Source organism: Streptomyces sp. NPDC014676 (genome assembly GCF_043084105.1).
Taxonomy (GTDB): Bacteria; Actinomycetota; Actinomycetes; order Streptomycetales; family Streptomycetaceae; genus Streptomyces.
The window spans coordinates 144,249-168,445 of record NZ_JBIBZI010000016.1 but is presented as its reverse complement, the minus strand read 5'-3'; the positions used below and the strand labels follow the sequence as shown (position 1 = coordinate 168,445).

Sequence of the window (24,197 nt, the reverse complement as noted above, 5' to 3'; positions counted from 1 at the left end):
CGTTCCGGGACGCCTCCGCCCGCGGAGAGGGGACCCGACCGGCTAGCGGTGCCCGTCGGTGAGTGTCGAGCGGGTCGCGTGCAACGACGCCAGGAGCCGCAGCCGGTCCGCGTCGGCGCTGCCCGGCTCGGCGGTGAAGACCAGCATGACCGGGCCGGGTTCGCCGGGCAGCGGATAGGTGTCCCAGTCCAGGACGACGTCGCCGGCCTCGGGGACCCGGAAGGTCTTGGTGCCGCTGACCGACACCCGTACGTCGTGCCGGGCCCACAGCCGCCGGAACTCGGCGCTGCGGATGCTCAGTTCGCCGACGATCGCGGTGGCGCGCGGATGGGTGGGGTCGGTGGCGACGGCGGCGCGCATCATGCCGATGTACTCCAGGGCCTGACGCTCCCAGTCCGGGCAGCTCCGCTCGCCGGTCCGCGTGTCGTCGAACAGCAGCAGGAGCATGTTGAGCCGGTCGGGCGGGTAGCCGTCCGGGCTGCCGAGCAGCGCCTGTGCCATCGGGTTCCAGTCGAGCAGGTCGAGGTGGCGGCCGAGCACGACCGCCGGGGTGTCCATGACCCGCAGCAGCCGCCGGGTGCTGTCCGGCACCCTCTCCGGACCGCGTTCCCTCCGTGCGGGCACGGGCCGGCGGGCGGCACGGGCCAGGGTGAACAGGTGCCGGCGTTCCGCGTCGTCGAGGCCGAGCGCGCCGGCGAGCGCGTCCAGGACGCCGTCGGACGGGCGTACTTCCCGGCCCTGCTCCATGCGCTGGTAGTAGTCGGTGCTCAGTCCGGCCAGCAGGGCCAGCTCCTCGCGCCGCAGCCCGGTGACCTTGCGCCGGCCGCCCGGCTCCAGGCCAACGTCGTGCGGGCGCAGCCTGGCGCGCCGGGCGCGCAGGAAATCACCGAGCTCACGGGCGTAGGGATGGGTCATACCGCCAGTGTGTCCCCTCGCCGGGCGTCCAGGGTAGGTCCCGCAGACCTAGGCAACGGGGAACGAGCGAACCGGCCCGCACCGGCCCTAGCGTCGTCGGTCCACCGCACCGACACCCCCAGGAGCAGCAGATGGCCGGATGGACCGCCGACCGCATCCCCGACCAGCACGGCCGGACCGCCGTCGTGACCGGCGCGAACTCGGGCCTCGGCCTGGTCACCGCCACCGAGCTGGCCCGCCGGGGCGCCCGCGTCGTGCTCGCCGTCCGCGACACCGCGGCGGGTGAGGAGGCCGCCCGCCGGATCGGTGGAGACGTCGAGGTGCGCGAACTGGACCTGGCTTCCCTCGATTCCGTCCGCGCGTTCGCCGCGAAGCTGGCCGCCGACCACCCGGCGGTCGACCTGCTGGTCAACAACGCCGGCCTGGTGCTGCTCGGCCCGCGCCGCACCTCCGCCGACGGCTTCGAGCTGCACCTCGGCACCAACATGCTGGGGCACTTCGCGCTGACCGGACTGCTGCTCGACCGGCTGGCCGCGGGGAGGGAGGCCCGGGTGGTCGGTCTCAGCTCGATCACCCACAAGAGCGCGCACCTCGACTTCGACGACCTGATGTCCGAGCGGGACTACCGGGCCGCTTCCGCCTACGGCCGGTCCAAGCTCGCCACCACGGTCTTCGGCGTCGAACTGGACCGCCGGCTGCGCGCCGCCGGATCGCCGGTCGTCAGCGCGCTGGCCCACCCCGGTCTCACCCGCACCAACCTGACCCCGCGTGCCTGGGAGCACCGCGGCCGGACCGGGCGGCTGATCGCGCGGCTCGGCCTGCTGGTCACCCAGCCGGTGGAGCGGGGCGCGCTGCCGCAGTTGCGCGCCGCGACCGACCCCGGAGTGCGGGGCGGCCAGTTCTTCGGGCCGGCCGGGTTCTTCGAGACGCGCGGCCGGGTCACCGAGGCCAGGCTCAGCCGGGAAGCGTCCGATCCGGCCGTCGGCGAGCGGCTCTGGACGGCGGCCGAGGAACTGACCGGCGTCAGCTATCTCTGAACCGCCCGCCGGTGGCGTCGTCGCAAACCGGCGGGCCGGCCCAGGGGCCGGGCGGGGCTACGGCCGACGTGACCGCTCCAGCAGGACGAACGCGCTCGGCGGCAACGCCGTCGGCCGCGCGTGGGCGGGGTGTACGGGCCATGGGAGCGGCCCCCTCACCGTCTTGCGGCCGAGGGTCCGGGACGGGCCCGTGGAGGGGTGAGCCGCGGCAGCCGGCCGACGGGGCCCACAAGCGGTTCCGGGGGCTTCCGGAGCCGCTCACACCCCGGAAGCGCGCGTGACGTGTCCCGACAGGCTCGTGGATCGTTGGCCGGTCGGAACCCGTGCACTCCATCGCTCTCGAGGAGCCTCTGTGGCCAGTTCGAGCCCGCTGTACGCCGACCGGGACGAGGGCCCGCCGTCCCTCCGGTGCCCGTTCGCCGACCGTACGCACGTCCGGGCCCGGACGTGAGGCGGCAACCGGCGGTGGTGCTGCGCGTGACGGCGGTCCGCAAGGACTTCGGGTCCCGGCAGGTCCTGCGCGGGGTCGGCTTCGAGGCGCGGGCAGGGCAGCTGGTGGGCATCGTCGGGGAGAACGGCGCCGGGAAGACCACCCTGCTGCGCATCCTCAGCGGTGACCTGCGCCCCGACGACGGACGCGTCGACCTGGTGGGCACCCGGGGCTACTGCCCCCAGCACCCGGTCCTGGACGAGGAACTGACCGTGCGCCAGCACCTGCGTCTCTTCCAGATCGCCTACCGTCTCCCGGACCCCGGCCGCGCGCTCCGGCTGATCGACACGCTCTCCGCGGCCGGTTATCTGGACGCGCCGGTGAAAGTCCTCAGCGGTGGCACCCTGCAGAAGCTGAACCTGGTCCTGGCGTTGATGCACGACCCGGACGTCGTCCTGCTCGACGAGCCGTACCAGGGCTTCGACTGGGAGACCTATCTGCGGTTCTGGGACCTCGCCCAGGAGCTGAAAGGCAGCGGCCGTACCGTGATCATCGTCTCCCACCTCGCCCACGACACCGGACGCCTGGACGTCCTGCACCGTCTGCACGACGGCCTCCTCGGGCCCTCGCCCACGGCGGACACCGCATGAGGGCCTACCGGGTCGCCTGCCGCTACGCCCTGCTGGCCATGGCGAAGAACCGGCTGGCCGCCGTGCTCCTGGTCGCCTTCATCCCGATGTGGATCACCGTGGCGAAGACCCTCACCACGCCGAAGACGTTTCCCTTCCGGCTGCGCGCCACCGGAACCTGGCTGCGCGCCGGCGGAGACGAGATCACGATGATCAGCGGCTCCCTGAACGCCGTGTCCCTCCTCGTGGGATTCCTGATGTTCAGCGCCGCACGCCGCACCAAAGCCTTCGACCGTCGCCTCACCGCGGCCGGCTATCCCCGAACCGCCCTCATCGGCGCCAAACTCACCACGCTCCTGGTCGCCTCGGTGCTGGTCAGCACCTATGCCACCGCCTGGATGCTGCTGTTCTGGTCCCCCCTCCAGCCCTTCCTCCTCGGCCTCGCGGTCCTGGCGGTCTGCCTGGTCTACGGGGCCATGGGCATGTGCCTGGCCCTCTTCCTGCGCGGCGAGGTCGAAGGACTGGTCACGATCATCATGACCAGCATCATCGATCTCGCGCCGCAGAATCCCGTCGCCAGCACCACCGCCGACAAGGCCCTGGTCGAGCTGCTTCCGAGCTACGGCTCCCTCCAGACCAGCCTCGCCGCGGGCTTCACCCGGAACGCCACCTTGAGCCCCCTGCTGCACAGCGCGGCCTGGCTGACCGCCATGACCACCACCGCACTCGCCGCCTTCACCCTCCGCACCCGCACCCACCAGCCGCCCGCGCCGTCGCGTGCGGCGGGACCCGGACGGGCGCGGTGACGGTTTCACGGGCATCTCCGTCGGCCCCGGCGGGATACGGGACGGCATGACGCCGGTCACCGGCACCTACGGGAAGCCGGGACCGCTCGGCGGCTCGGTGGAGTTCCTGCTCGCCTCGCTGAGCGAGGACGGCGGCGTCGTCCGCGGCCGGGCCGACGAGGGCACGGCGGCCGTCGCGCTCTTCGAGAACAGCACGCTCGCCGACGCGGGGAAGCTCTTCGTCGAGATGCGCGGGGACCTGGAGCGCCGACCGGCCGGCGGGCGGGAACGACGTCGGGGGCCGGGACGGGAAGCGGCGGACGGCCCGGCACCGCGCGTGCGGTGCCGGGCCGTCCGGCCGGTGAGGCGGCTCGTCAGCCCTGGCGGGCCTTGAAACGCGGATCCTTCTTGTTGATCACGAACGTCGCGCCCCGCCGACGCACCACCTGGGCGCCGGGCCTGGCCTTCAACGAGCGCAGGGACGTGCGTACCTTCATCACGATCTCCTTCCGCGGGACCGGAGGGGGCACCGCTGTCGGCGGCGGACGGGGGTGGGTCTCATCGTTCCTCGCGGAAGAGGACGTGTGCGCCGACGGCCGCGTCGTACTTCCGCAGGACCAGCCGGTCGGGGTCGTTCAGACGGTTCTTGCGGGTCACGTAGGTGACTCCCGTGCCCGCCGTCGACCTGAGCCTGACGACCGGCCGCGCGGTACTGCGTGCCATGAGGTGCTCCTTCCGTCACCGTCCGAGCTCATTGGCTCGAACATGTCATGCATGAGGTGCGGCGGCGCCGGCGCGGGCCGGGGCCACCGGGTGCGTGACCGTGGAGGGCGGTCGCCTACGCGGCGAAAGGCTCCACAGGGCTTCAGCCGGACGATCGTCCCTGCGGGCAAGGGGTGAGGCCCGGGGACACTGTCCCCTCCACGACCACGTCCTTCCCAACCGCACCCGCCCGCGGATTGTTCCCCTCCGCCGTCGCCCGTCGAGTGGCTCGTCCCTCGTCGGGGGTAGACGACGATCACGGCCAGACGTCGATCACCGAAGGAGACGAGCCGTGGACAAGGGCAAACAGATCACCGGCACGGCCCGTGCGGAACTCGCGCGGGAGATGAAGGAGCAGTACGAGAACGGCCTGTCCATACGGGCCATCGCCGAAGCTCACGGGCGGTCGTACGGGTTCGTCCACCGTGTCCTCACCGAGGCGGACGCCTCTCTGCGCAGCCGGGGCGGGAACCGTTCGCGCCGGCGGCTCGAGGAGGCCGGGCGTCCGCGGAGGTGACGAGGAACCCGTGGACCGCGGCGGGGCGGGACGGTCACCAAGGGCTGTCCCGCCCCGCCCGGGTTCTGTCGCCGGGCGAAGGCGGCTGCCTGCCGGCCGGGCGGGTACGGCCTGCGCGGCGGCGAGGACACGTGTGACTCGGCCGTGCGTACGGAGATGAACAGCAGGGCGGCCGTCTCCGCGTTGCCGAGGTGCTCCCCGGGCAGCGCGAGCACCTCGGCTTCCCGGGCAGGGATCACCGCAGTGGACACCGGGTCGTCGTCCGTGGTGCCGTCCGCGGCCGGCACGGCCCTCGGCGGGCGCGGGCACCGGGCCGCCGGGCCCGGAAGGCCGGAGGCGGAGTACGGGGGCACCAGGCGGATCCCCGCCGTACGTCCACCCGGCAGCCGTGATCCCGCGACCCGGGACGGGGAATTCGTACGTCCCCTCACGGGGCGGTGTCGTGGAGGTACTCGGTCAGGGCCTTGCCCGGCTGGAAGGCGGCGGAACCCCCGTCGGTGTGGAAGCGGCCGAAGCTGCCGGCCACCACCGCTTCGTCGTGCTTGAGTGTCTCGGCGATCACACCCGCCATGTCGACCGTGCCGAACAGGGCGTCGATCACCTGTTCCGCGTCCTCCTCGCGGATGTCGTGGCCTCTCTGCGCGGCCTTGCGCACACTGGCCCGGGCCAGTTGGGACTTGTCCATGTCACACCTCTGCTTCTCCTGTCCGACCGCGCCTGGACGGCGGGCCCGGACCTCGGGGCCGGAACGGTCTCCGTGACCGGCCGGCCGGCGTGCTCCCCGTCCTTCCCCTCCACGCCGCGCGAGGCACACCGGGACAGGACCGGCGGACCGGTGGGGACGAGGCCCGCGGCGCGGGCGTGCCCGGCGCGGACACCGGACCCGTACGTCCATCACAGCCGTCCGCCCGGACGACTGCCAGCGGTCACGGCCACATGGGGCAGGCACATCCGCGCGGACACCGCGGCACACCCTTCACCCGCCGGCGACCGACCGCATACTGTCGGACAGGTGAGTGATGAGAGGCCCGGCGGTGACGGTGGCGTGGCCTCCTTGGACGAGGCGCTCGGTGCCACGGTGCGCCGGACCGGGGCACTGGCGGACGGCGTGTACCTGCTGTCGGCACAGGAACCGGTACTGGGCCTGGCCGCGGTCTGCGGCATGCCGAGGGCGACCGTGGCTCCGTGGCGGCGGGTGGCGGTCTCGGCCGCGGGCCCCCTGTCGGAGGCGGTGCGGGAGGACCGGCTGGTCTGGGTGGGCCGCCAGGAGGACATGGCCCGCCCGTATCCGAACGCCGCGGCCGGGATGCCCTACCAGTTCGCGGTGGCCTTCACCCCCTGCACGGCGTGCGCCGCTACGGGGTCATGGCGCTGGTGTGGGCCAAGAGCCATCCGCCGTCCCTGACGCCGCGCGAGCGCGGGCACATCCTGTCCAGCGCACGGCGCCTCACCCGGCTGCTGGACCGGTCGCCCGCCTCGTGGACCGTTCCCGACGAGCCGCGCACCGTGCCCCTGCGCCGGCCCGACGTCGATCCGGCGCAGGCCCGGATCGCCGCCGTCGACCTGATCCAGCGGCTGCCCGTCGGCGCCCTCGGACTCGACCTGGAGGCGCGCATCACCTACCTCAACGACGCCGCGGCCCGGCTGCTCGGCCGCGAACGCGACCGCCTCCTGGGGAACCTGCCGTGGCAGGCCGTGCCCCGGCTCGACGACCCGGTCCACGAGGAGCACTACCGCACCGCGGTCTTCAGCCGTGAGCCCGTCGCCTTCACCGCGCTGCGCCCTCCCGGCCGGTGGCTCGACTTCCGGCTCCACCCGGACGAGAGCGGCATCAGCGTCCTCGTCTCCCCCAACCACGACCGGCACCCGGCCGACACCGCCTCACCGGGGCGGGCGACCAGCCGGTCGACGATCTGGCCGACGACCTGGTGCGCCACGCCGTCCCCCGGCACGCGTCCACCGATGACATCGCCCTGCTGCTGTTGCGCAGCCCGTGAAGGCCGGTGAGGGACCGTCCCGGGTCCGGAACCCGGATCCTTCGCCTCCGGGACACTCGCGACCGAGCGCACGTCCCATGTGCCCGATTACCCTGATTCTGTGGACCCGTATCCGACTCCTTCGGGCGGTGGTCCCGGCGACCGGACGCAGCCGGTCGCCGGAGTACGTCCGGAGATCCTCGCCTCCTGGCAGCGCTCGCGGTCGCTCGGCATCGACCAGGAGGGGGTGGCCCTGCCGGTCGAGAGGGACCTGGATCCCGACTCCCGGCTGATCAGGGCCGCCGCGCCGGTGCTGGACCACCTGTACGAACGGTTCTCGGGCGTGCCGGTGACCGTGGCGCTGGCCGACTCACGGGCGAACATCGTGGACCGGTGGGGCACCCCGGCGGGGCTGGAGCTGATGGACGCCGCCTCCCTGGTACCGGGCGCCAACGTCGACGAGCGGTTCATGGGGACCAGCAGCGTCAGCATGGTGCTGAGCATCCGGGCGCCGTTCGTGGTCGTCGGCCACGAACACTTCCTGCACGGCCTCAAGGAGCTGACCTGCATGGCCGCGCCGGTGCGCGACCCGGTGGGCGGCACCGTGCGGGGCGCGGTCAACCTCTCCGTGCCCCGGGCGCTGGCCGACCCCGGCATGGCACTGGTCCTGCAGGAAGCCACCGAACGCATCGGGGAGCGCCTGCTGGAGCTGAGCACGGCCCGCGAGCTCGAGCTGATGCGCTCCTTCCAGCGGGCCAGGGAGCGCGGCGGGCACACCGAGCTGGACCTCGGCTCGGGTGAGCTGCACCGGCTCGGCGGGCTGGCTCCCCCCCTGGCCTCGCAGGAGCGGCTGATGCTGCTGGAGCGTGCCGTCGAGCTGATCTCCTCGGCCGGTGAGGCGTTCGCCGAGGTGCCCCTCGCGGGCAGCCGCGTGGCCGTGCTGCGCCGCCGGGAGCTGCACCACGGCGACGCGGAGGGCGCGGCGGTCGAGGTCAGCTTCGAGGACATCCGTGGCAGGGGGACGCCGGGCCGGGGCACCGTGACCGCCCCCGACGGCCGTCATGTGCCGCTCCTGGACCGTCCCGCCGAGGCGGCGGGGGCGGACGCGCCCGGTGCGACGGCGGAACCGCCCGCCACCGGGCCGGCCGACGCGTGGCTGCTGCTGGTCGGTGAGCCGGGCGTCAGCCGGCTCGCCGCCGAGGCCCGCGGTCGGCTGTCCCTGCTGAACGAGGCGGGCACCCGGCTCGGCACCACCCTGGACATGTGGCGTACCGCCGAGGAGCTGGCGAGGATCGCCGTGCCGCGCTTCGCCGACCTGGTCGTCGTCGACCTGGTGGAAGGTGTCCTGGCCGGCGAGGAACCACCGCCCGGGCGGTTGCGCCCCGGCACGGCACTGCGCCGGGTGGCCGTCTGGGCGGGCGAGGACTCCCGCGGCACTCCGGCCGGCGGCGTGGACGTACCGGTCGACTACCCCGACGGTACGCCCCAGGCCCGGTGTCTGGAGACCGGGCGGCCGGTGTCGGACTCGGTGCCGACCGCCGCCCTGTCCGGGTCCCCGGCCGGCCGGGCGCACCCCGTCGGCCTGCTCGGCGAGGGCGTGCACTCCTATCTGGGCGCGCCGCTGTCCGCGCGGGGCTCCGTGCTGGGCCTGGCGGGCTTCTACCGGCGCGGCAGGACGAGGCCGTACGAGCAGGACGACCTGACGCTGGCGGGTGAACTGGCGGCCCGTGCCGCGATCAGCGTGGACAACGCCCGCCACTACCGCCGGGAGCACCGCGCCTCCCTGACGCTGCAGCGCAGCCTGCTTCCGCACGTCCTGCCCCGGCTGAGCGCCGCCGAACTCGCCTCCCGTTATCTGCCCGCGGACGCCAGGGCCGGTGTGGGCGGGGACTGGTTCGACGCGATCCCGCTGTCCGGGATGCGCGTGGCGCTGGTCGTCGGGGACGTGCCCGGGAACGGCCTGCAGGCGGCGGCGACCATGGGCCGGCTGCGTACGGCGGTGCGGACGCTGGCCGGTCTTGACCTGCTGCCCGAGGAGGTGCTGGCCCACCTGGACGACCTGGTCAGCCGGACACCCGGCGAGTCGGACGACGAGCAGGACCCCGCGACGGGAACGACCTGCCTGTACGCGGTGTACGACCCGGTGTCGTGCCGCTGCACGGCCGCACGGGCCGGTCATCCGCCGCCCGCCGTGCTGACACCGGGCGGACGGGCGCGGCTGATCGACCTGCCGGGCGGTCCGCCGCTCGGGCTCGGCGGGATCCAGCCGTACGAGTCCGCCGGCGTCGACCTGCCCGCGGGCAGCCTGCTGGCGATGTACACCGACGGTCTGCTCAAGGAGGACCGCGGTTACGGGGACACCGACGTGCGCACCGGGCGGCTGCTGGACTCGCTGGACCACGGCGGCCCGGGGCTGGAGGACGTCTGTGACCGGATCACGGACACCCTCCCGTCCGGCGGCCCGTACGACGACGTGGCCCTTCTGCTGGCCCGTGTGCACGCGCTGTCCGAGGACCGGGTGGCGGTCTGGGAGTTCCCGTCCGACCCCTCGGTCGTGGCGCGGGCCAGAGCGCTGACCCGTGATCAGCTCGCCGCCTGGGGCCTGTCGGAGCTGGACTTCAACACCGGGCTGGTGGTCAGCGAGCTGGTCACCAACGCCGTGCGGTACGGCGGCCGGGGGCCCGTGTGCCTGCGCTTGCTGCGCGACGACTCGCTGATCTGCGAGGTCTCCGACCGCAGCAACACCTCTCCGCGCATCCGGCGGGCGGCCATGACCGAGGAAGGCGGGCGCGGTCTGTTCCTGGTGGCGCAGTTCACCAGCAGCTGGGGGGCCCGCTACATGCCGCAGGGAAAGACGGTATGGGCCGAGCAGCTGCCGCAGCCGGAACAGCCCGGACCGGAGACGGACGAGCAGGCGCTGCTGGCCATGTTCGACGACTCCGGCTGACCCGTCCGGGCCCGGGGAGGTCACACCTCGTCGCGGGTCCGGTTCAGCCGGAGGGCCGAGACGAGGAAGAAGACACCTCCGAGGAAGGCGTAGCCGGCGAGGTTCGCCAAGGTGGCGTCGTCGCCGGCCGCTGTACCGGCATTTCTCGGGCGAGGAGGACCTCGTTCTCGCCTACCTCGAACAGGCCGACCGGGGAATCCGGGAGCAGGTCGCCACCGCCCTGGCGAGCGGCCGGCCGGCGGCCGACAGGGTCCGGGCCGTCGCCGGGGCCATCACCGAGGGCATCCGGTCCCCCGGTTTCCGCGGCTGCGCCTTCCTCAACGCGGTGGCCGAGTATCCCGACCCCGCCCACCCGGTCCACCGAGCCGTCCTGGCCCACCGGCAGTGGTTCCTGGACACCGTCACGGAGCTGCTGGCGGAGACCGGCGACGCACCCGCCGAGGCGGCCGGCCGGCACCTCGTCATGCTCCGGGACGGTGCCATGGCGGCCGGTTGTCTCTTCGACCCCGAACTGGTCTCGGAGACCTTCCTGCAGGGCGTCGAGGGAATCCTGCGCGCCCGTACCGCGCCGTGAGGACGGTGCGGCCGGCGTTCCGCCGCGACGAGCACGGCACCGGCCCGGCTCCCGGCTATGACAGAGCGGCCTTCCGCTCCGTCTCGGTGAGGGGCGGGCCTTGCAGGTGGGGCTTTCTGGGGCCGATGAGCATGGGGACGAGCATGTCCGGCGAGAACAGGCGGGTGGCGGGTTTCTCCAGGCTCATGACGTCCAGCAGCGCCGCCATGGCGCGCGGATTGCGTGCCCCGGTCTCGACCGCTTTGTCGACGAAGCGCGCGAGGACGCGTTCGACGCCGTTGGGCCGGGTCCCGGTGGCTCCCGGATACAGGGCGTCCTGGCCGACGGCCAGGTCCCAGGCGGCGGCCACCGGTCGTGCGGCAGCGCGCTGGAGACGGCGCGAGAGGCCGGGACGCCCCTGCCCGGCCGCGCGCAGCACGTCGCGCACGGCGAGGGCGCCCTGGACGGCGACGGTGAGGCCGTGGCCGTAGACGGGGTTGTAGCCGGCGACGGCGTCACCGAGGACGACGAAGCCGTCCGGCCAGCGTCTGGCCTGTTCGTAGTAGCGACGGCGGTTGGCCGTGGCACGGGTGGTGACGATGTCCCCGAGCGGCCGGGCGTCCTTGATGAGTTCGCCGATGACGGGATCGCCCAGGCCGAGGGCGAAATCGACGAAGGCGCCGGGATCGCCGGTGGGTTCGCCGCCGCGGGTGCCGGACAGGGTGACGATCCAGCGGTTCCCCTCGACGGGCAGGACGATGCCGCCCCGCCCCGGCGCCTTCGCCGGGTTCGCCTGCACGTTGACCAGGGGGAAGCCGGTCCCCCTGGTCGCCTCGGGGGCGTCGTAGACGCGGGTGGCGTAGGCGACGCCGGCGTTCACCACTCGCTCCGCGACGGTCGGCACCCCCAGTCCGGTGAGCCACTGCGGCGCACGGGAGCCCCGGCCGGAGGCGTCGACGACCAGGTCCGCGCGGAGGGTGCCCTCCTCGTCGCCGGTGCGTACGCGGACGCCGGTGACGGTCGTGGCGTCACCCTCCAGGCCGAGGACGGTCGTCCCTTCGCGGAGTGTGACGCGTCCGTCGGTCAGGACGCGGCCGCGCAGGACGAAGTCGAGGAGGTCGCGGGAGCAGACCAGATTGCGGTGACGGGTGGCGGTGAAGCGGCGGAACCATACTTCGTTGGGGGCCCGGGAGACCATGTCGCCCATGATGTGCACCAGACGGCCGCCGTGGGCGACGACCTCGTCGGTGAGACCGGGGAGGAGTTCGTCGAAGGCTGTGACCCCTCCGCTCCACACCAGGTGGGCATGGCGGGCCTGGGGAACGCCCCGGCGCGGTTCCGGCCCGTCGGGGAGACGGTCGCGTTCGACGACGGTGACGTCGGCGAAGTCCGTGAGGGCCGCCGCGGCGAACAGGCCGGTGGCACCGGCTCCGACGACCACGGCGGCAAGGCGGCGGGGGGCGTTCTCTTCAGCCATGGTGGTGCGCGCTTCCTGTGCTGGTCATGCGTCGGCGGACGTCTTCGAGGAGGTGCGGGTGGTGCAGGGCAGACGCGATCGCTTCGATGCGGTCGCTCACGGCCGTGCCTCCCCATGGCTCCCGGGAGTGCGCGGCGGGAGGTCCGCCCCGCCGGTAGGCGCTGAGGGCGGCGCTGATCGTGATCGCCCCGGCGACACCGTCCGCGTTCGGGATGTCGTCGTGCCCGGCACGCGCGGCCTCGCGGGCCCGCCGGTGAAGAGCCGGGTCGACGTAGGGGTCGAGCATGCGCAGGGCGTCGTGGACCCGCTGCTGACGTTGCATGAGGCGCAGGTCGAGAGGGGTCCACGGCCCGAAGCGCGCTTCGGCCGCCGCCGGGGTGAGGACGCGGAGCGCGCGCCACAGCGGGCCGAGCCGGCGGTATTCGCGTTGGTCCCGGATCCATTTCTGCAGGAACGGCCCGGCTTGCGGCACGAGGAAACCGAGGGCGACGAGGGCGGCTTCCATCAGCGCGAAAGGGGGTGCGGCCTGGGTGCTGAGCACGTCCCAGTCGTGTCCCGACCAGCGGGCGCCGACCGCGGCCGTCTTCGCCACGTCGAAGACGAGTCCCGACGCGAAGCCGAGTTGCAGGAAGACCACCCCCGCCTTCAGCCAGCGGTCGGCGACTTCGGGGAACCACTTCCAGAGCATGGAGGCCGCCACGAGGGACGACACCATGTGCGCGGCGATGTAGAGGAGGATGTGTTCGCGCATCCAGGGGGTGCCGGCGTAGTAGGTGTCCAGGTCGTAGACGCGCGGCGTCGGGACGTCCGCCAGGAGGAACGTCAGCCACAGGACGGCGACGACGCCCGCGTAGAGCCAGTAGACGCGGCGGATTCTGCGCCGGCGCCCCTCCGACGGTTCCTCCCGCCAGCGCATGATCATGGTCAGGCCGGTCGCGCAGAACGCGGTGAGGAAGGAGTAGGCCCAGGGGGCGGCGATGTTCGGTACGCCCGTGAGGGCGTTGAGCCGTTCTATGTTGACCGGGGTGATCACGACGAGGACGGCGGTGGCCCAGGTCAGCAGGAGGGTGGTCGCCCTGACGTCGGGGTCGCGCGAGGCCCGCAGGAACGTGGGGAGCTTCAGGGCGAGGGCCAGCGCCAGGAGCACGGTGGGCAGGAGGTACGGGACGTGGAAGGAAGGGCTCATGACAGGATGTGCCCGCCGCGGTTGCTCAGGGACAGGTTGATGCGGCCCTCCACGGTGTCCGCGCTGACCGGGCCCCGCGCGTAGCGGCCTTTCATCCAGGTGCGGGCCTCTCGGCCGAAGAGCAGCCCGAACGTCTCGGCGTCCGCCTCGTGGTCGTCCATCGACCCGGCACGGGCCGCGACGGCGAGGAGCGCGTCGCGGGGTACCTCGTGTGCGGTGAGGATCTGCTCGATGGCCCGCTCGATCGCCTCCGTGACCTGTCCGGCGGGCAGCGCGCGGGCGGCGGCCGGCATTCCCGCGACGTGGTGACCGCAGTCGCCCTGCTCCTCGTGCCACAGTTCATGGCCGAGGATGACCAACCGGGCCTCGGGGACGGTGCGTTCCTCCACGACGATGATGGAGTGGTCCCCGCAGTCCAGTCGCATGCCGGAGACGGGAATGTCCGGCGGGAACGCCCGGAACAGGAGGCTGATCGGCCGGCCGGTCCGTGCGGTCATGGCCTTGCAGAACGCCTCCATGACCTCCTGGGGCTCGGCCGGCCGCTCGACGGTTCCCGCCGCCCGGCGGCCCAGGACGGTGAGTAAGGTCTTCATCGCCTTGGTGCTCACTGCCCGCGGGTTCCTTCCGGGGGCACGACGGACCGGAGGACTCCCTCGAGGAGACGCTCCACCTGCTCACGGGTCAGGGAACCGTGCGCGCGCAGGTCGGCGGAGTTCACCCCGTAGCGGTCCATCAGGGCCAGCACCGGATCGCTCTGGGGATGTTCGAGCCCGCGCAGAAGGGGGAGCAGGGCGCGGTTGAGCGCGTCGGCGGCCGGTGCGGTGAAGAACGCCTCTCCGTCCTCGACGCCGAAGTACTCGACGAGCCCGTGGAGGAGTTCGACGCTGGGCACCTTCTTGCCGTCGCAGACCTGACGGGCCCAGTACCCGGACACCCCCAGCCGTCGGGAGATGTCCGAAGCCAGGTCGGACATGCGGGTGCCGGTCGTGGTCATGCTGGCTTTGGCGAGCGCCGCGATCCGCGCCCGGACCCGGTCGTTGACGGAGTCGTCCGGTGGTGTGCCGCCCCGGAGCAAGGTGCGGACCGTGGACGCCGGCAGGGCCGTCCTGGCGGCCAGTCCGGCCACGTCCAGCGGGTCCGGACGGACGCCCTTCTCCCGCACGGCCGCGTCGAGGCGCCGCAGGGTCTCGGCGAGAGGAGGGGGTGATGCCACCGTTGCACTCCCAAGTCGGTTACCGGCGCCTGGTGTTGTCCGCGGGACCCTATGTGACGTACCCGCCCGGCGGCAACGATCGTTGACCTCGAGTCATCGATGATTGTCCGGATCCAGCCACGGGGCGGTGACCGCGCCCGGCTCCCGGCTCCCTGCTCCCGGCTCCCTGCTCCCTGCTCCCTGCCCGGGTGTGGGGAGACCTCGGTGTCCTGGGCCGTTCCGACCGGCAGGTGCCATAAGTGACCGGGGGCGAGGAGCCGGCTCATGAGCGGCTCCCCACGTCCGCCGGGTGTGCGGCGTGGTGCTCGCCGGGGCAGGACTGCTTGAACTCGACCCGTCCGACCGGGAACCGCCCCGGCGTCGGCGTTTCGCACTCCTCCCGCCAGTCGTGGGTGCCGCACCGGAACCGGGCGCAGAGGCAGGCCGAAGTGATGCGGGCGAGCGCCGCGACGCGGCCGGGGTTCCCGTCGGTGGTCTCCGCGGCGTCTTAGCCGGAGATCCCGCCGAGCAGATGCCCGGCGTCGAACAGGGTCAGCAGGGTCTTGGGCGCGGGGCGAGCCGGCAGGGGTCGGCGTCGGTGAAGTGCCGGGAGTCGTCCTTGCGCCCGGCAGGAGGGTGACGGTGTGGCCGCCGAGCGAGTGTCCGGCGACCGCGATCCGGTCCCGGCGGACCGCCACGGTCGTCCGGAGCAGGTCCGCGGACGGGGCCCCTCACGCCGGGTGCTTCGGGGGCGTCGCCCGTGCGCCGCGCCCGCCGGACCAGGAACGGTCCCGTCCGTTCCCCCTGGCCGGCTCGTCCGGAACCCGCCGGCCGCCGCCCCGTCCGAGAACCTCCCGGCTCCGGCACGCACGGGAACTCCGCACCGGGCACCACGCCCGGCAGCGGTTCCGCCCCTCCCGTACGGAGCAGGCCACTGCCCCGTACGGTCCCGGCGGGACGACACGTACCGGACCGGAGCGCAACCCGCCGGCGCCTGATGTCACTCGCGGGAAGGACAGGTGTCCCGCACGCGGCTCAGGCCGTGTTTCTCGGTCCGGCCGAAGGGTGACTCCGAGACTGGCGCGCACACCGCTCCCGCGCGGAGCGGCCGGCGCACCCGAACGCCGACCACAGCGGAGTCACACCCCCGAGAGGCCCATGTCCCCCTCAGCCGCCGACGTGATCCGGACACGCGACGCCGTACCGGAGCCGTCCTCGGAACAGCTCGACTCGCTGCTGCGCGAGCTCTCGGAGCACCCGCCGGGACCGCGGCGGGCCGCCCTCCGGGAGCACGTCATCCGCCTGCTGCTGCCGATGGCGCGGCGTGTCACGCGCCGCTTCCGGCGCCACGGGGAAGAACTCGACGATCTCGTACAGGTCGCGTCCCTGGGACTGGTCAAGGCCGTCGACGGCTACGACCCCGCCCTGGGCCACGCCTTCCTGTCGTACGCGGTCCCCAAGGTCACCGGTGAGCTCCGGCGGCATCTGCGCGACCGCACGGCCACCGTACGGCTGCCCCGCCCCCTGCGGGAGGCGAGCGGCCGGATCTTCCAGGCCGTCGAGGAGCTCGAACAGCGGCTGGACGGCCGCTCGCCCACTCCGGAGCAGATCGCCGTGCACACCGGGCTCGGACGGGACCGCGTGCTGTCCGCGCTGCGGGCGGTGCACGCGTGCCGTGCGCGGTCCCTCGACGAGCCCGCCGGGCACGACCAGGAGATCCCGCTCGCATGTCTGGTCGGCGCGGAGGACCCGGCGCTCGGCCGGGTGGTCGACACCGTGTCCCTGACCGCCCTGGTGAGGCGGCTGCCGGAGCGCGACCGCCACGTGCTCTACCTGCGCTTCTACCGGGAGTACACCCAGCAGCGGATCGCGGACGCCGTCGGCGTCTCCCAGATGCAGGTCTCGCGCATCCTGCGGCGCTGCCTCGACCGGCTCCGCGAGGCGCTCCTGGCGGGCGAGCCGCGCGCGGGAGCCGGCAGGGCGGCGCGGGGTCCGGCCACCGGGCGGGCGGCCCGGCCGGCGCGCACCTCGTGCGGCCTCCGTGGCACGGAGGAACCGGTACGACCCGTGGGAGCCGCCGGCCCGGCACGCCCGGCCCCGCGTGCCGCGGCCGGTACAGGGCCCCGGCGCGGTCACGGACACCCGGCCCGGCGGCGCGCGGGCTCGCGATGGCGGACGTACGCCAGAACCGCGTCGCGTACCGCGAGGGCGCGGCCCCCTCCCGCCCGCCGCGCGCCCGAGGAGAGAGCACCGTCCCCGACCGGGTTCGTCCCGCCCGCCGAGGGGTGACACAGGTGCGTGTACGCGAGCCGACGAAGGAGCGCACCGTGAGGCGTGGCCTGCGCACGCTCCGGCACGGGTGGGAGTGGCTGGGCGCCCACACCCTGATGCGGCGCGGCCGTGACATCGAACTGATGCACAGGGCCATGGGTTTCGCCACGCTGGCGCTGGTCACGCTGGCGCCCCTGCTCATCGTGATCGCCGCCGCCGACCCGCTCGGGCGGGGCGGCTTCGCGGCCTGGCTGGCGGACGGCATGGGGCTGTCCGGCCGGTCCGCGCGCGTCCTCACGGAGGTCATCAGCCCGCCGCGCGAGGTGATCGGCACCACCAGCCTGTGGGGTGTGCTGGCGCTCGCCGCGTTCGGCATCCCGTTCGGCGGGAGCGTCCAGAACGGCTACGAGCGGATGTGGAACCTGCGGCCGGGGCCGTGGCACCGCATCTGGCGCCAGGCGACCTGGCTGTGCGTCCTGACCGCGTACCTCTACCAGGAGGTGCTGACCCGCGACGCCCTGCACGGGCCGGAACGGATCACCCTCTCGCTGGCGACCGGTGTGCTGTTCTTCTGGTGGGGGCAGCGCTTCCTGCTGGGCGGCCAGATCGGCTGGTGGCATCTGCTGCCGGGCGCGATCGCCACCATGGCGGGCCTGATCGGTCTGCGGGGCTTCTCCTACTTCGTCTTCACCCCGCTGATCATCGACAACGCGATCAGCTACGGCACCGTCGGTGTCGTCCTCATCGTCGAGTCCTGGCTCATCGGCGTGGGGTTCGTCATCTTCGGCGGCGCCCTGTTCGGCCGCTGGCTCCTCCACCACCACGGGCACCGGTTCACCGAGGACCTGCCCCCGCCGCCCGGCACGGAGCCGGCCGGTGACGACCGGCACGGGCCATGAACGCCCGGTCACTCGGAGGGCGGGCCGGCGAGCGCGGTCACCCGGGCCAGTACGTCTCCCCGGAAGAGCCGCCGCCCGCGGGCGATCCGGTGCTCCCGGTACGGGCCGTCCGCCGACAGCCGCCGCAGCGCGCGCAGCAGGCCGGCGGCGTCCGTGGCGGTCTCCGAGACGCCGAGTGCCGCCATCCGGCGCACGCCCTCCGCGCCGTGGCCGGGCAGCGGACGGTAGCCCACCACGGGCAGCCCGCAGGCCAGTGCCTGTACGGCGGTCTGGCCGGCGGCGTTGTCGACCAGGACGCGGGCCGCACGCAGCAGGCCGGGCATGTCGGTGACCCAGTCCGGTACGAGCGTGCCCGGCAGCCCGGCCAGGCGGGCCCGCAGGCGTTCGTTGCGGCCGCACAGCACGATCGGGAGGAAACCGGCGGCGGCGAGCAGCCGGGCGGTCCGGTCCAGCTCCGAGGCCGCGCCCCAGGCGCCGGCGGACAGGACGACGGGCGGGTGTCCGGGGGCGTACCGCTCGAAGCGCCGCCGCCATTGCTCCGCTCCGGCGGCCGGCGCGAAGAAGCCGGGTGCCACGACCGGTCCGGCCGTCTCGACGGGCACCGCGATGCGCCGGCCCACGTCCCGCGCGGCGTCGTCGGTGAGGCAGAGGTACAGGTCGTTGCCGGGGTGGAGCCACTGCCGGTGGACGGCGAAGTCGATCACGAGGACGGCGCTCGGGGGCCGCAGCCGTCCGCGGGCCCTCAGATGACCGGTCAGCTGAGCGGCCAGATGGAAGACGGGGACCACCACGTCGGCGCCCGTGCGCTCCGTGAGATCCGTCAGGCGGCGGCCCGCCAGCCGGGCGAGGGGGATGCCGCTGGGGCGGTGCCGCGGGCCGGGGCGCAGCAGCGCCCGGTACAGGCCCGCGTACATCCAGGGGAAGTGGCGCACCGACGACTGGTAGAAGCGGCGCAGGCCGGTTCCCAGGCCGTGCGGGAGCAGCCGCAGGAGGTCCACGATCTGCGCGTCGTGGCCTTGTTCCCGGGCTCGGCGGGCGAGTTCGCCGGCCACCGTGTCGTGACCGGCTCCCATGCTCGCGCTGACGATCAGCAGGCGCAGCCGGCCGTCCGCCGGCGCGTACCGGCGGGGTACCGAGGACGGTGAGTGCACGGGATGGTGTGTCTCCCGCGCCGCGCCGGTGAAACACGCTCCCGCGCGTTTCGGCGGCCGGACCGGGGATACTCCGGGGTGCCCTCCCCCGACGAACGCAGGGAGCGGCCGCGGACGGCGGTCCTCCGGGCGTTCACCCTCGTATCCGAGGTGCAGCCCATGTCTCATGCTTCCCCCGCCGGCACGGCCGACATGCCGTTCCCCCGGACGCCCGTCGCGGTGCCGGGAGCCCCGGACGGCGGCACCGGGCGCCCGCGCGCCGCGCTGGTGACCGGCACCGCCCCGGGCGTCTTCGCCGACGCCCTGCGGTACGAGCCGCGCGGCGGCGGCGCCGCGGTCGGCCTCGTGGTGCCGGGCGTGGTGGCCCCGCCGTTCCTCGAACGGCGGGGCGTCCCCTGCCGGCGGTCGTGGCCCGGTCCTGTGCCGCCGGAGCGGGTCGCCGACGCCCTGTGGAGCGCGGTCTCCCGAGGGCGGGACGAGGTCTGCGTCCCCGGCCGGTTGCACAGGACGGCACCGGGCCCGTGCCGGCGGCCCGCCGCCGTGTTCGGCTGAACGGCGTCACGGCGTGCTGGTCGTCGTCCTGGCCCTGCTGGCGGCGCTGTCCAACGCCGCGGCCTCGGTGCTGCAGCGGCGGGCCGCGGCGGACGAACCGGAGGGCGGCGCGGGCGTGCGCCAGGCCGTCCGCTGGCTCGGGAAGGTGCTGCGGCGGCCCTACTGGGTCGCGGGGGCCGGGATGCTGGCGCTGTCGACGGTTCTGCAGGCGGCGGCTCTGGGCGTGGGCAGTCTCGCGCTGGTCCAGCCGCTGATGGCCGCCGAGCTGCTGTTCACCCTCGTCGTCGGCAGCGTGGTCTTCCACCGTCGTCCGGACCCCCGGACCTGGCTGGCGTTCGCCGCCCTGGCCGCCGGGCTGGCGGTGTTCCTGATCTCGGTCGCCCCGGCCGCCGGCCGGTCCACGGCCTCCGCGGGACGGTGGCTCGTGACCGCGGGGGCGGTGCTGGGCGCCGTCGTGATGCTGGTGGTGACGGCCCGCGCGGTACGGGGCGCGCCCCGCGCGGGGCTGCTGGGGCTGGCGTCCGCCGTGTCGTTCTCCCTGACGGCGGCGCTGCTCAAGGAGGTGACCGGCAGGATTCCGGACGGGGTGGGCGCCGTGCTGGGGACGTGGCCCGTGTACGCCACCGCCGTCGCCGGGGCCGTCGCCTTCCTGTTGCTCCAGAGCGCGTTCCGGGCCGGGACGCTCGCGGCGTCCCAGCCCGCCCTGACCCTCGGTGACGCGCTGACGAGCGTGGCGCTGGGGTGGGCGCTGTTCGGGGAGCAGATCACGCTCGGTGTGCGGGTGGTGCCGGCGGTGCTCGGCGTGGCGCTCATGGGGGCGGGCACCGCGGGCCTGGCCCGCGCCCCGTCGGTCTCCGGAAGCTGGGACGCGGCGTCGCGGAGTCCGGGTACCAACTCGCCCCGGTCCGTGCCGTAGGCACCCCGAACCGGCGCGGCGGTCTCTCGCGGAAAGGAGCCGGAAGCCGATGCCCATGTCTCCAGACCCCTCCCCCGCCCGGCGGGCGGCGGCCGTGCCGGCCGCCGTCGCCGCCGTCGCCGCGGCGCACATCGCCCCCGCCGCGACCTGGCTGCCCGTGGTGCGCCGCCGTTTCCCGCGCCTCGCCGGTGTCGGGCACCCCGCCCATGTCGCGCTGACCTTCGACGACGGGCCCGATCCCGGGTCCACCCCGCGCTTCCTCGACGCGCTGGAGGAACTCGGGGTCCGGGCGACCTTCTTCGTCCTGGGCGTCCACGTCGTGCGGCATCCCTCCGTGGTCCGTGAGACCGTCCGCCGCGGACACGAACTGGCCGTGCACGGCTGGAGCCACGACCGGCCCTGGCTGCCGGCCCCGGCGGAGGACGTGCGCGGCCTGGTGCGGGCCGCCGGCGCGGTGCGGGAACTGACGGGCCGGCGCCCCCGCTGGTACCGCCCGCCCTACGGCATCCTCACCTCCGGGCGCTGGGTCGCCGCCCGTACGGCGGGTCTGCGGCCGGTGCTGTGGACCGCCTGGGGCCGGGACTGGACGGCCGGGGCCACCCCGGCGTCGGTGCGCTCGGCCGTCGCGGCCGGTCTGCGCGGCGGCGGCACCGTCCTTCTGCACGACACGGACAGGATGTCGGCACCGGACTGCTGGCGGGCCGCGCTGGGCGCCCTCCCCGGCATCGTGAACGGCTGCCGGGAGGCGGGCCTGTCGGTCGGCCCGCTCGCCGAACACGGGGTGCCCCGGGCGGTGAGCGGTGGCCGGCACTCGCCCGGGGCGGACGGGCCGCGGTGACGGAACGGTGCCCGGCGCACGTGGCGGGAGCCGCGGGAGGCCCCTGCCGAACGTCGGGTACGCGGGCATTTAGATGCCTTTGCGGCCCATTGGGCATACTGTCCGCATAGAGGTGGTGCTCGGTGTGGCCGGTACGGCACACCGGCGGCCGGCTGGGAGGTTGGTGGGGTTCAGGTGGGCGGCTGATGGAAACCGCGATGGCTGCCGTGGTGCGGGAGAGCGGCGCGTACGGCGGGCTGCTGTACGTGCTGCCGCCGGGCGAGGACGCCCTGTGGCTGGTCATCGTGGCGGGGGCCCCGCACGAGCTCGCGACTCCGTGGCGGCGGATCGCGCTGACCGATCCGATGCCGGTGGCGGACGCCGTGCGCGAGCGGCGCCTGGTGTGGATCGGCGGACAGGAGGAGCTGGCCCGCCGGTACCCGCGGCCGGCCCTCGTACTGCCGTACGACTTCGCGCTGTCGGCCGCCCCCGTCACCTCGGGCGTCACGGTCCGGGGCGGGCTGGTGCTGCTGTGGCCCGGGACCCATCCACCGCGGCTCGGTCCCGACGAGCGCGCTGCCATCGAGTCGGGCTGCCGCCGCCTGGGCGACCTCCTCCAGGAGGCCGCGGACCGCGGCGATCCGCTGCGGCCCGCCGGCCGGCCGCGGACCCTGCCCCTGCCGTCGGGACGCACCGCCCCGCCCGGCGAGGCGGCCGCGGTCACGGCCTTCATCGACCGTCTGCCCGGAGGGTCCTGCGCGCTGGACATGAACGGCCGCATCACCTTCGTCACCCCCGCCGGTGCCGAGCTCCTCGGCGCCGGTCCGGACGAGCTGGTGGGCGCCCTGCCCTGGGAAGCGCTGCCGTGGATGGACGTCCCCCAGGTCGAGGACCGCTACCGGGCCGCGCTGGTCAGTCATCAGCCGCAGACGTTCACCGTCCTGCGCCCCCCGGACACGTGGCTGGCCTTCGAGCTGTACCCGGACCCCTCCGGCATCAGCGTCCGCATCACCGGCACCGACCCGTCCGAGAGCGCTCCCGCTCCGTCCTCCGCGCCGGCCGCCGGTCCCAGCCGCGCCATCCTGCTGTACCAGCTGATGCAGCTGGCCGCCACCCTGACCGAGGCCATCGGCGTACAGGACGTGGCCGACCAGACCGCCGACCAGCTCCTGCCCGCCCTCGGCGCCCAGGGCATGGTACTGATGGCCTCCGACGACGACCGGCTGAGAATCATCGGCCACCGCGGCTACAGCGCCGACATCATCGACCGCTTCGACACCGTCCCCCTGAACTCGGACCTCCCCGTCGCCAGGGTCCTGACCACCGGCGTCCCATGCTTCTTCGCGAGTTTCGCCGAGCTCCGGAACGCGTTCCCGGCGACGGTGCACGAGGACGGGATGGCCGCCTGGGCCGTCCTGCCGCTGATCGCCTCCGGCCGCCCCAAGGGCTCCCTCCTCCTCTCCTACCGCCGGCCCCGCGCCTTCCCGCCCGGTGAACGCGCCGTCCTCACCTCGATGGCGGGTCTGGTGGGGCAGGCCCTGGACCGCGCCCGCCTCTACGACACCAAGGACGACCTCGCGCACCGGCTGCAGTCCGCCCTGCTGCCGCACACGCTTCCCGACGTCCCCCGTCTGAAGGTCGCCGCACGCTACCTCCCGGCGGCCCAGGGCCTGGGGGTCGGCGGCGACTTCTACGACCTCATCCGTCTCGACGAGCACACCGCCGGCGCCGCCATCGGCGATGTGCAGGGCCACAACGTGGACGCCGCGGCGCTCATGGGCCAGGTCCGCACCGCCGTCCACGCCCACGCCACCGTGGGCTCGGCCCCCGACCAGGTCCTGACCGGCACCAACCGTCTGCTCACCGACCTCGAACCGGGCCTGTTCACCAGCTGCCTCTACGTCCACCTCGACCTCGCCACGCGCCGCGCGTGCGTGGCCACCGCCGGCCACCCGCCACCCCTGCTCCGCCACGCCGACGGACGCACCGAGGTCCTCCCGGTTCCCCCCGGTCTCCTCCTCGGCATCGAGCCGGACTCCCGTTACCCGGCCCTGGAATTCACCCTGCCGGCCGGTTGTGTGCTCGCCCTCTACACCGACGGGCTCGTCGAAGCTCCCGGCGTGGACCTCGACGACGCCACCGCGGCCCTCGCGGGGCTTCTCGAACACGCGGACCCGGCCGACCTCGACGCCATGGCCGACACCCTCATCCGCCACGCCCCCGCTCCCGGCGACGACATCGCCCTGCTCCTCATCAGCCCCTGCGACTGACGCGGCGAAGAGAGGAGACGGCCCGCGGCGGGTACCGGGAGTACATGACACAGGTGCTTCAGGCGGGTGGGTGGGGACTGGTGGCGGGCTCGGCGCTGCTGCTCGGGGCGGCGCTGGGATACGGACTGCGGATCCCGCAGAGGGTGATCGCGACGGTCATGGCCTTCGGTGCCGGGGTGCTGCTGTCGGCGGTCAGCTTCGAACTGGTCGGGGAGGCCTACGACCAGGCCGGGCTGGCTCCCGCGGCGGTCGGCACGCTGGCCGGCGCGGTGGCCTACACCGCGGGCAACATGTGGCTGGCCCGCCGCGGCGCCCGGCACCGCAAGCGCTCGGGGCACCGGCGGGAACAGGCGCAGCCGTCGGAGGGACAGCAGGCCGGCTCCGGTCTCGCGCTCGCCTTCGGGGCGCTGCTCGACGGCGTCCCGGAGTCCGCGGTCATCGGCGTGAGCCTGCTCGACGGCGGAGCGGTGAGTCTGGTGACCGTGGCGGCGGTGTTCATCAGCAACGTCCCCGAAGGGATGTCCAGCTCGGCGGGCATGAAGAAGGCCGGGCGCGGCAGGGCCTACGTCTTCGGGGTGTGGGCCGCCATCGCCGCCGCGAGCACCCTCGCGGCGGTCCTCGGCTACACGGTGATCGGGGATTTCTCCCCGGCTGTGATCGCCGCCGTGACCGCGGTGGCCGCCGGGGCCATCCTCGCGATGATCGCCGACACGATGATCCCCGAGGCGTTCGAGGACGCCCACCTGGCCATCGGCCTGGTCACCGTGAGCGGCTTCCTGGTCTCCTTCGCCCTCTCCCACAGCTGAGGCCCACCGTTCCGCCTCCGTCCACCGGCTGTCGGCCGGACCACCGGTGACGGCGACGGCCTGCCCGGATGAGCCGGATGTTCCATGGGGGCGGACGTCGCACGGCCCG

The 24,197-nt window shown here is 74.1% G+C and carries 24 protein-coding genes and 1 pseudogene; 16 read left to right on the top strand and 9 right to left on the bottom strand.

Annotated elements, in window-relative coordinates:
- Positions 1 to 42 precede the first annotated feature (42 nt).
- The gene (locus tag ACF1DX_RS33095) at positions 43 to 915 is read right to left on the bottom strand and encodes a helix-turn-helix transcriptional regulator (protein ID WP_391794846.1); all 873 of its coding nucleotides are present in this window, start codon (positions 913 to 915) and stop codon (positions 43 to 45) included.
- A 131-nt stretch (positions 916 to 1,046) separates the two neighbouring features.
- On the opposite strand from ACF1DX_RS33095, the gene ACF1DX_RS33090 reads away from it, so the two are divergent.
- From ACF1DX_RS33090 to ACF1DX_RS33075, 4 genes are all read left to right on the top strand, one after another.
- Positions 1,047 to 1,952: an oxidoreductase gene (locus ACF1DX_RS33090; protein ID WP_391794845.1), complete on the top strand. Its 906-nt coding sequence runs from the start codon at positions 1,047 to 1,049 to the stop codon at positions 1,950 to 1,952.
- A 465-nt stretch (positions 1,953 to 2,417) separates the two neighbouring features.
- Positions 2,418 to 3,032 (top strand): ATP-binding cassette domain-containing protein, encoded by a 615-nt coding sequence (locus tag ACF1DX_RS33085; RefSeq protein WP_391794873.1) that lies wholly within the window; start codon positions 2,418 to 2,420, stop codon positions 3,030 to 3,032.
- Positions 3,029 to 3,817: a hypothetical protein gene (locus tag ACF1DX_RS33080; RefSeq protein WP_391794844.1), complete on the top strand. Its 789-nt coding sequence runs from the start codon at positions 3,029 to 3,031 to the stop codon at positions 3,815 to 3,817. The genes ACF1DX_RS33085 and ACF1DX_RS33080 overlap by 4 nt, the downstream gene beginning before the upstream one ends.
- Before the next feature lie 46 nt (positions 3,818 to 3,863).
- Positions 3,864 to 4,190 carry a hypothetical protein gene (locus tag ACF1DX_RS33075; protein ID WP_391794843.1) on the top strand — a complete coding sequence of 109 codons (327 nt, stop codon included), beginning with the start codon at positions 3,864 to 3,866 and terminating at the stop codon, positions 4,188 to 4,190.
- Here the strand turns inward: ACF1DX_RS33075 and ykgO are convergent.
- Positions 4,171 to 4,293, bottom strand: a complete 123-nt coding sequence (gene ykgO / locus ACF1DX_RS33070) for a type B 50S ribosomal protein L36 (RefSeq protein ID WP_391794842.1) — start codon at positions 4,291 to 4,293, stop codon at positions 4,171 to 4,173. The genes ACF1DX_RS33075 and ykgO overlap by 20 nt on opposite strands.
- 61 nt (positions 4,294 to 4,354) lie before the next feature.
- A complete protein-coding gene (rpmG, locus tag ACF1DX_RS33065; protein WP_391794841.1) occupies positions 4,355 to 4,519 on the bottom strand; it encodes a 50S ribosomal protein L33 in 165 nt (54 codons plus the stop codon).
- A 331-nt stretch (positions 4,520 to 4,850) separates the two neighbouring features.
- Between rpmG and ACF1DX_RS33060 the strand changes: the two genes are divergently transcribed.
- On the top strand, positions 4,851 to 5,075 hold the full coding sequence (locus ACF1DX_RS33060) for a helix-turn-helix domain-containing protein (protein ID WP_391794840.1): 225 nt from the start codon (positions 4,851 to 4,853) through the stop codon (positions 5,073 to 5,075).
- A gap of 427 nt (positions 5,076 to 5,502) precedes the next feature.
- On the opposite strand, the gene ACF1DX_RS33055 is transcribed toward ACF1DX_RS33060, so the two are convergent.
- The gene (locus ACF1DX_RS33055; protein WP_385049867.1) at positions 5,503 to 5,760 is read right to left on the bottom strand and encodes a hypothetical protein; all 258 of its coding nucleotides are present in this window, start codon (positions 5,758 to 5,760) and stop codon (positions 5,503 to 5,505) included.
- A 327-nt stretch (positions 5,761 to 6,087) separates the two neighbouring features.
- Between ACF1DX_RS33055 and ACF1DX_RS33050 the strand changes: the two genes are divergently transcribed.
- From ACF1DX_RS33050 to ACF1DX_RS33035, 4 genes and pseudogenes are all read left to right on the top strand, one after another.
- On the top strand, positions 6,088 to 6,480 hold the full coding sequence (locus ACF1DX_RS33050; protein ID WP_391794839.1) for a hypothetical protein: 393 nt from the start codon (positions 6,088 to 6,090) through the stop codon (positions 6,478 to 6,480).
- Entirely contained in the window at positions 6,423 to 7,082 is a 660-nt protein-coding gene (locus ACF1DX_RS33045) for a PAS domain-containing protein (RefSeq protein ID WP_391794838.1), read from the top strand. The genes ACF1DX_RS33050 and ACF1DX_RS33045 overlap by 58 nt, the downstream gene beginning before the upstream one ends.
- Positions 7,083 to 7,172: 90 nt before the next feature.
- A complete protein-coding gene (locus ACF1DX_RS33040) occupies positions 7,173 to 9,998 on the top strand; it encodes a SpoIIE family protein phosphatase (protein ID WP_391794837.1) in 2,826 nt (941 codons plus the stop codon).
- 121 nt (positions 9,999 to 10,119) lie between these two features.
- Positions 10,120 to 10,572 (top strand): annotated as a pseudogene (locus tag ACF1DX_RS33035) (TetR/AcrR family transcriptional regulator); the annotation flags it as partial.
- A 55-nt stretch (positions 10,573 to 10,627) separates the two neighbouring features.
- Here ACF1DX_RS33035 and ACF1DX_RS33030 read toward each other — a convergent pair.
- The 4 genes from ACF1DX_RS33030 to ACF1DX_RS33015 are packed head-to-tail and all read right to left on the bottom strand — an operon-like array spanning position 10,628 to position 14,427.
- Positions 10,628 to 12,028, bottom strand: a complete 1,401-nt coding sequence (locus ACF1DX_RS33030; protein WP_391794836.1) for an FAD-dependent oxidoreductase — start codon at positions 12,026 to 12,028, stop codon at positions 10,628 to 10,630.
- Positions 12,021 to 13,214, bottom strand: coding sequence for an MAB_1171c family putative transporter (locus ACF1DX_RS33025; RefSeq protein ID WP_391794835.1), 1,194 nt, complete (start codon positions 13,212 to 13,214; stop codon positions 12,021 to 12,023). The genes ACF1DX_RS33030 and ACF1DX_RS33025 overlap by 8 nt, the downstream gene beginning before the upstream one ends.
- A complete protein-coding gene (locus ACF1DX_RS33020; protein WP_391794834.1) occupies positions 13,211 to 13,822 on the bottom strand; it encodes a toxin in 612 nt (203 codons plus the stop codon). Before ACF1DX_RS33020 ends, ACF1DX_RS33025 begins: the two co-directional genes overlap by 4 nt.
- Positions 13,819 to 14,427 carry a hypothetical protein gene (locus ACF1DX_RS33015; protein WP_391794833.1) on the bottom strand — a complete coding sequence of 203 codons (609 nt, stop codon included), beginning with the start codon at positions 14,425 to 14,427 and terminating at the stop codon, positions 13,819 to 13,821. Before ACF1DX_RS33015 ends, ACF1DX_RS33020 begins: the two co-directional genes overlap by 4 nt.
- Before the next feature lie 1,137 nt (positions 14,428 to 15,564).
- Between ACF1DX_RS33015 and ACF1DX_RS33010 the strand changes: the two genes are divergently transcribed.
- Together ACF1DX_RS33010 and ACF1DX_RS33005 are read left to right on the top strand one after the other, a co-directional pair.
- Entirely contained in the window at positions 15,565 to 16,695 is a 1,131-nt protein-coding gene (locus ACF1DX_RS33010; RefSeq protein WP_391794832.1) for a sigma-70 family RNA polymerase sigma factor, read from the top strand.
- A 38-nt stretch (positions 16,696 to 16,733) separates the two neighbouring features.
- Positions 16,734 to 17,576, top strand: a complete 843-nt coding sequence (locus tag ACF1DX_RS33005) for a ribonuclease BN (RefSeq protein ID WP_391794831.1) — start codon at positions 16,734 to 16,736, stop codon at positions 17,574 to 17,576.
- Between the two features lie 8 nt (positions 17,577 to 17,584).
- On the opposite strand, the gene ACF1DX_RS33000 is transcribed toward ACF1DX_RS33005, so the two are convergent.
- Positions 17,585 to 18,649 (bottom strand): galactosyldiacylglycerol synthase, encoded by a 1,065-nt coding sequence (locus tag ACF1DX_RS33000; RefSeq protein WP_391794872.1) that lies wholly within the window; start codon positions 18,647 to 18,649, stop codon positions 17,585 to 17,587.
- A gap of 237 nt (positions 18,650 to 18,886) precedes the next feature.
- On the opposite strand from ACF1DX_RS33000, the gene ACF1DX_RS32995 reads away from it, so the two are divergent.
- The 5 genes from ACF1DX_RS32995 to ACF1DX_RS32975 all read left to right on the top strand — a co-directional run bounded on the left by ACF1DX_RS32995 (position 18,887) and on the right by ACF1DX_RS32975 (position 24,088).
- Positions 18,887 to 19,279 carry a hypothetical protein gene (locus ACF1DX_RS32995; RefSeq protein WP_391794830.1) on the top strand — a complete coding sequence of 131 codons (393 nt, stop codon included), beginning with the start codon at positions 18,887 to 18,889 and terminating at the stop codon, positions 19,277 to 19,279.
- A gap of 13 nt (positions 19,280 to 19,292) precedes the next feature.
- Positions 19,293 to 20,195, top strand: a complete 903-nt coding sequence (locus tag ACF1DX_RS32990) for a DMT family transporter (RefSeq protein ID WP_391794829.1) — start codon at positions 19,293 to 19,295, stop codon at positions 20,193 to 20,195.
- A gap of 49 nt (positions 20,196 to 20,244) precedes the next feature.
- Entirely contained in the window at positions 20,245 to 21,033 is a 789-nt protein-coding gene (locus ACF1DX_RS32985; protein ID WP_391794828.1) for a polysaccharide deacetylase family protein, read from the top strand.
- Between the two features lie 185 nt (positions 21,034 to 21,218).
- Complete coding sequence (locus tag ACF1DX_RS32980; RefSeq protein WP_391794827.1) at positions 21,219 to 23,282, top strand: SpoIIE family protein phosphatase; 2,064 nt, start codon at positions 21,219 to 21,221, stop codon at positions 23,280 to 23,282.
- Positions 23,283 to 23,326: 44 nt separating this feature from the next.
- Positions 23,327 to 24,088 (top strand): ZIP family metal transporter, encoded by a 762-nt coding sequence (locus ACF1DX_RS32975; RefSeq protein WP_391794826.1) that lies wholly within the window; start codon positions 23,327 to 23,329, stop codon positions 24,086 to 24,088.
- Positions 24,089 to 24,197 lie beyond the last annotated feature (109 nt).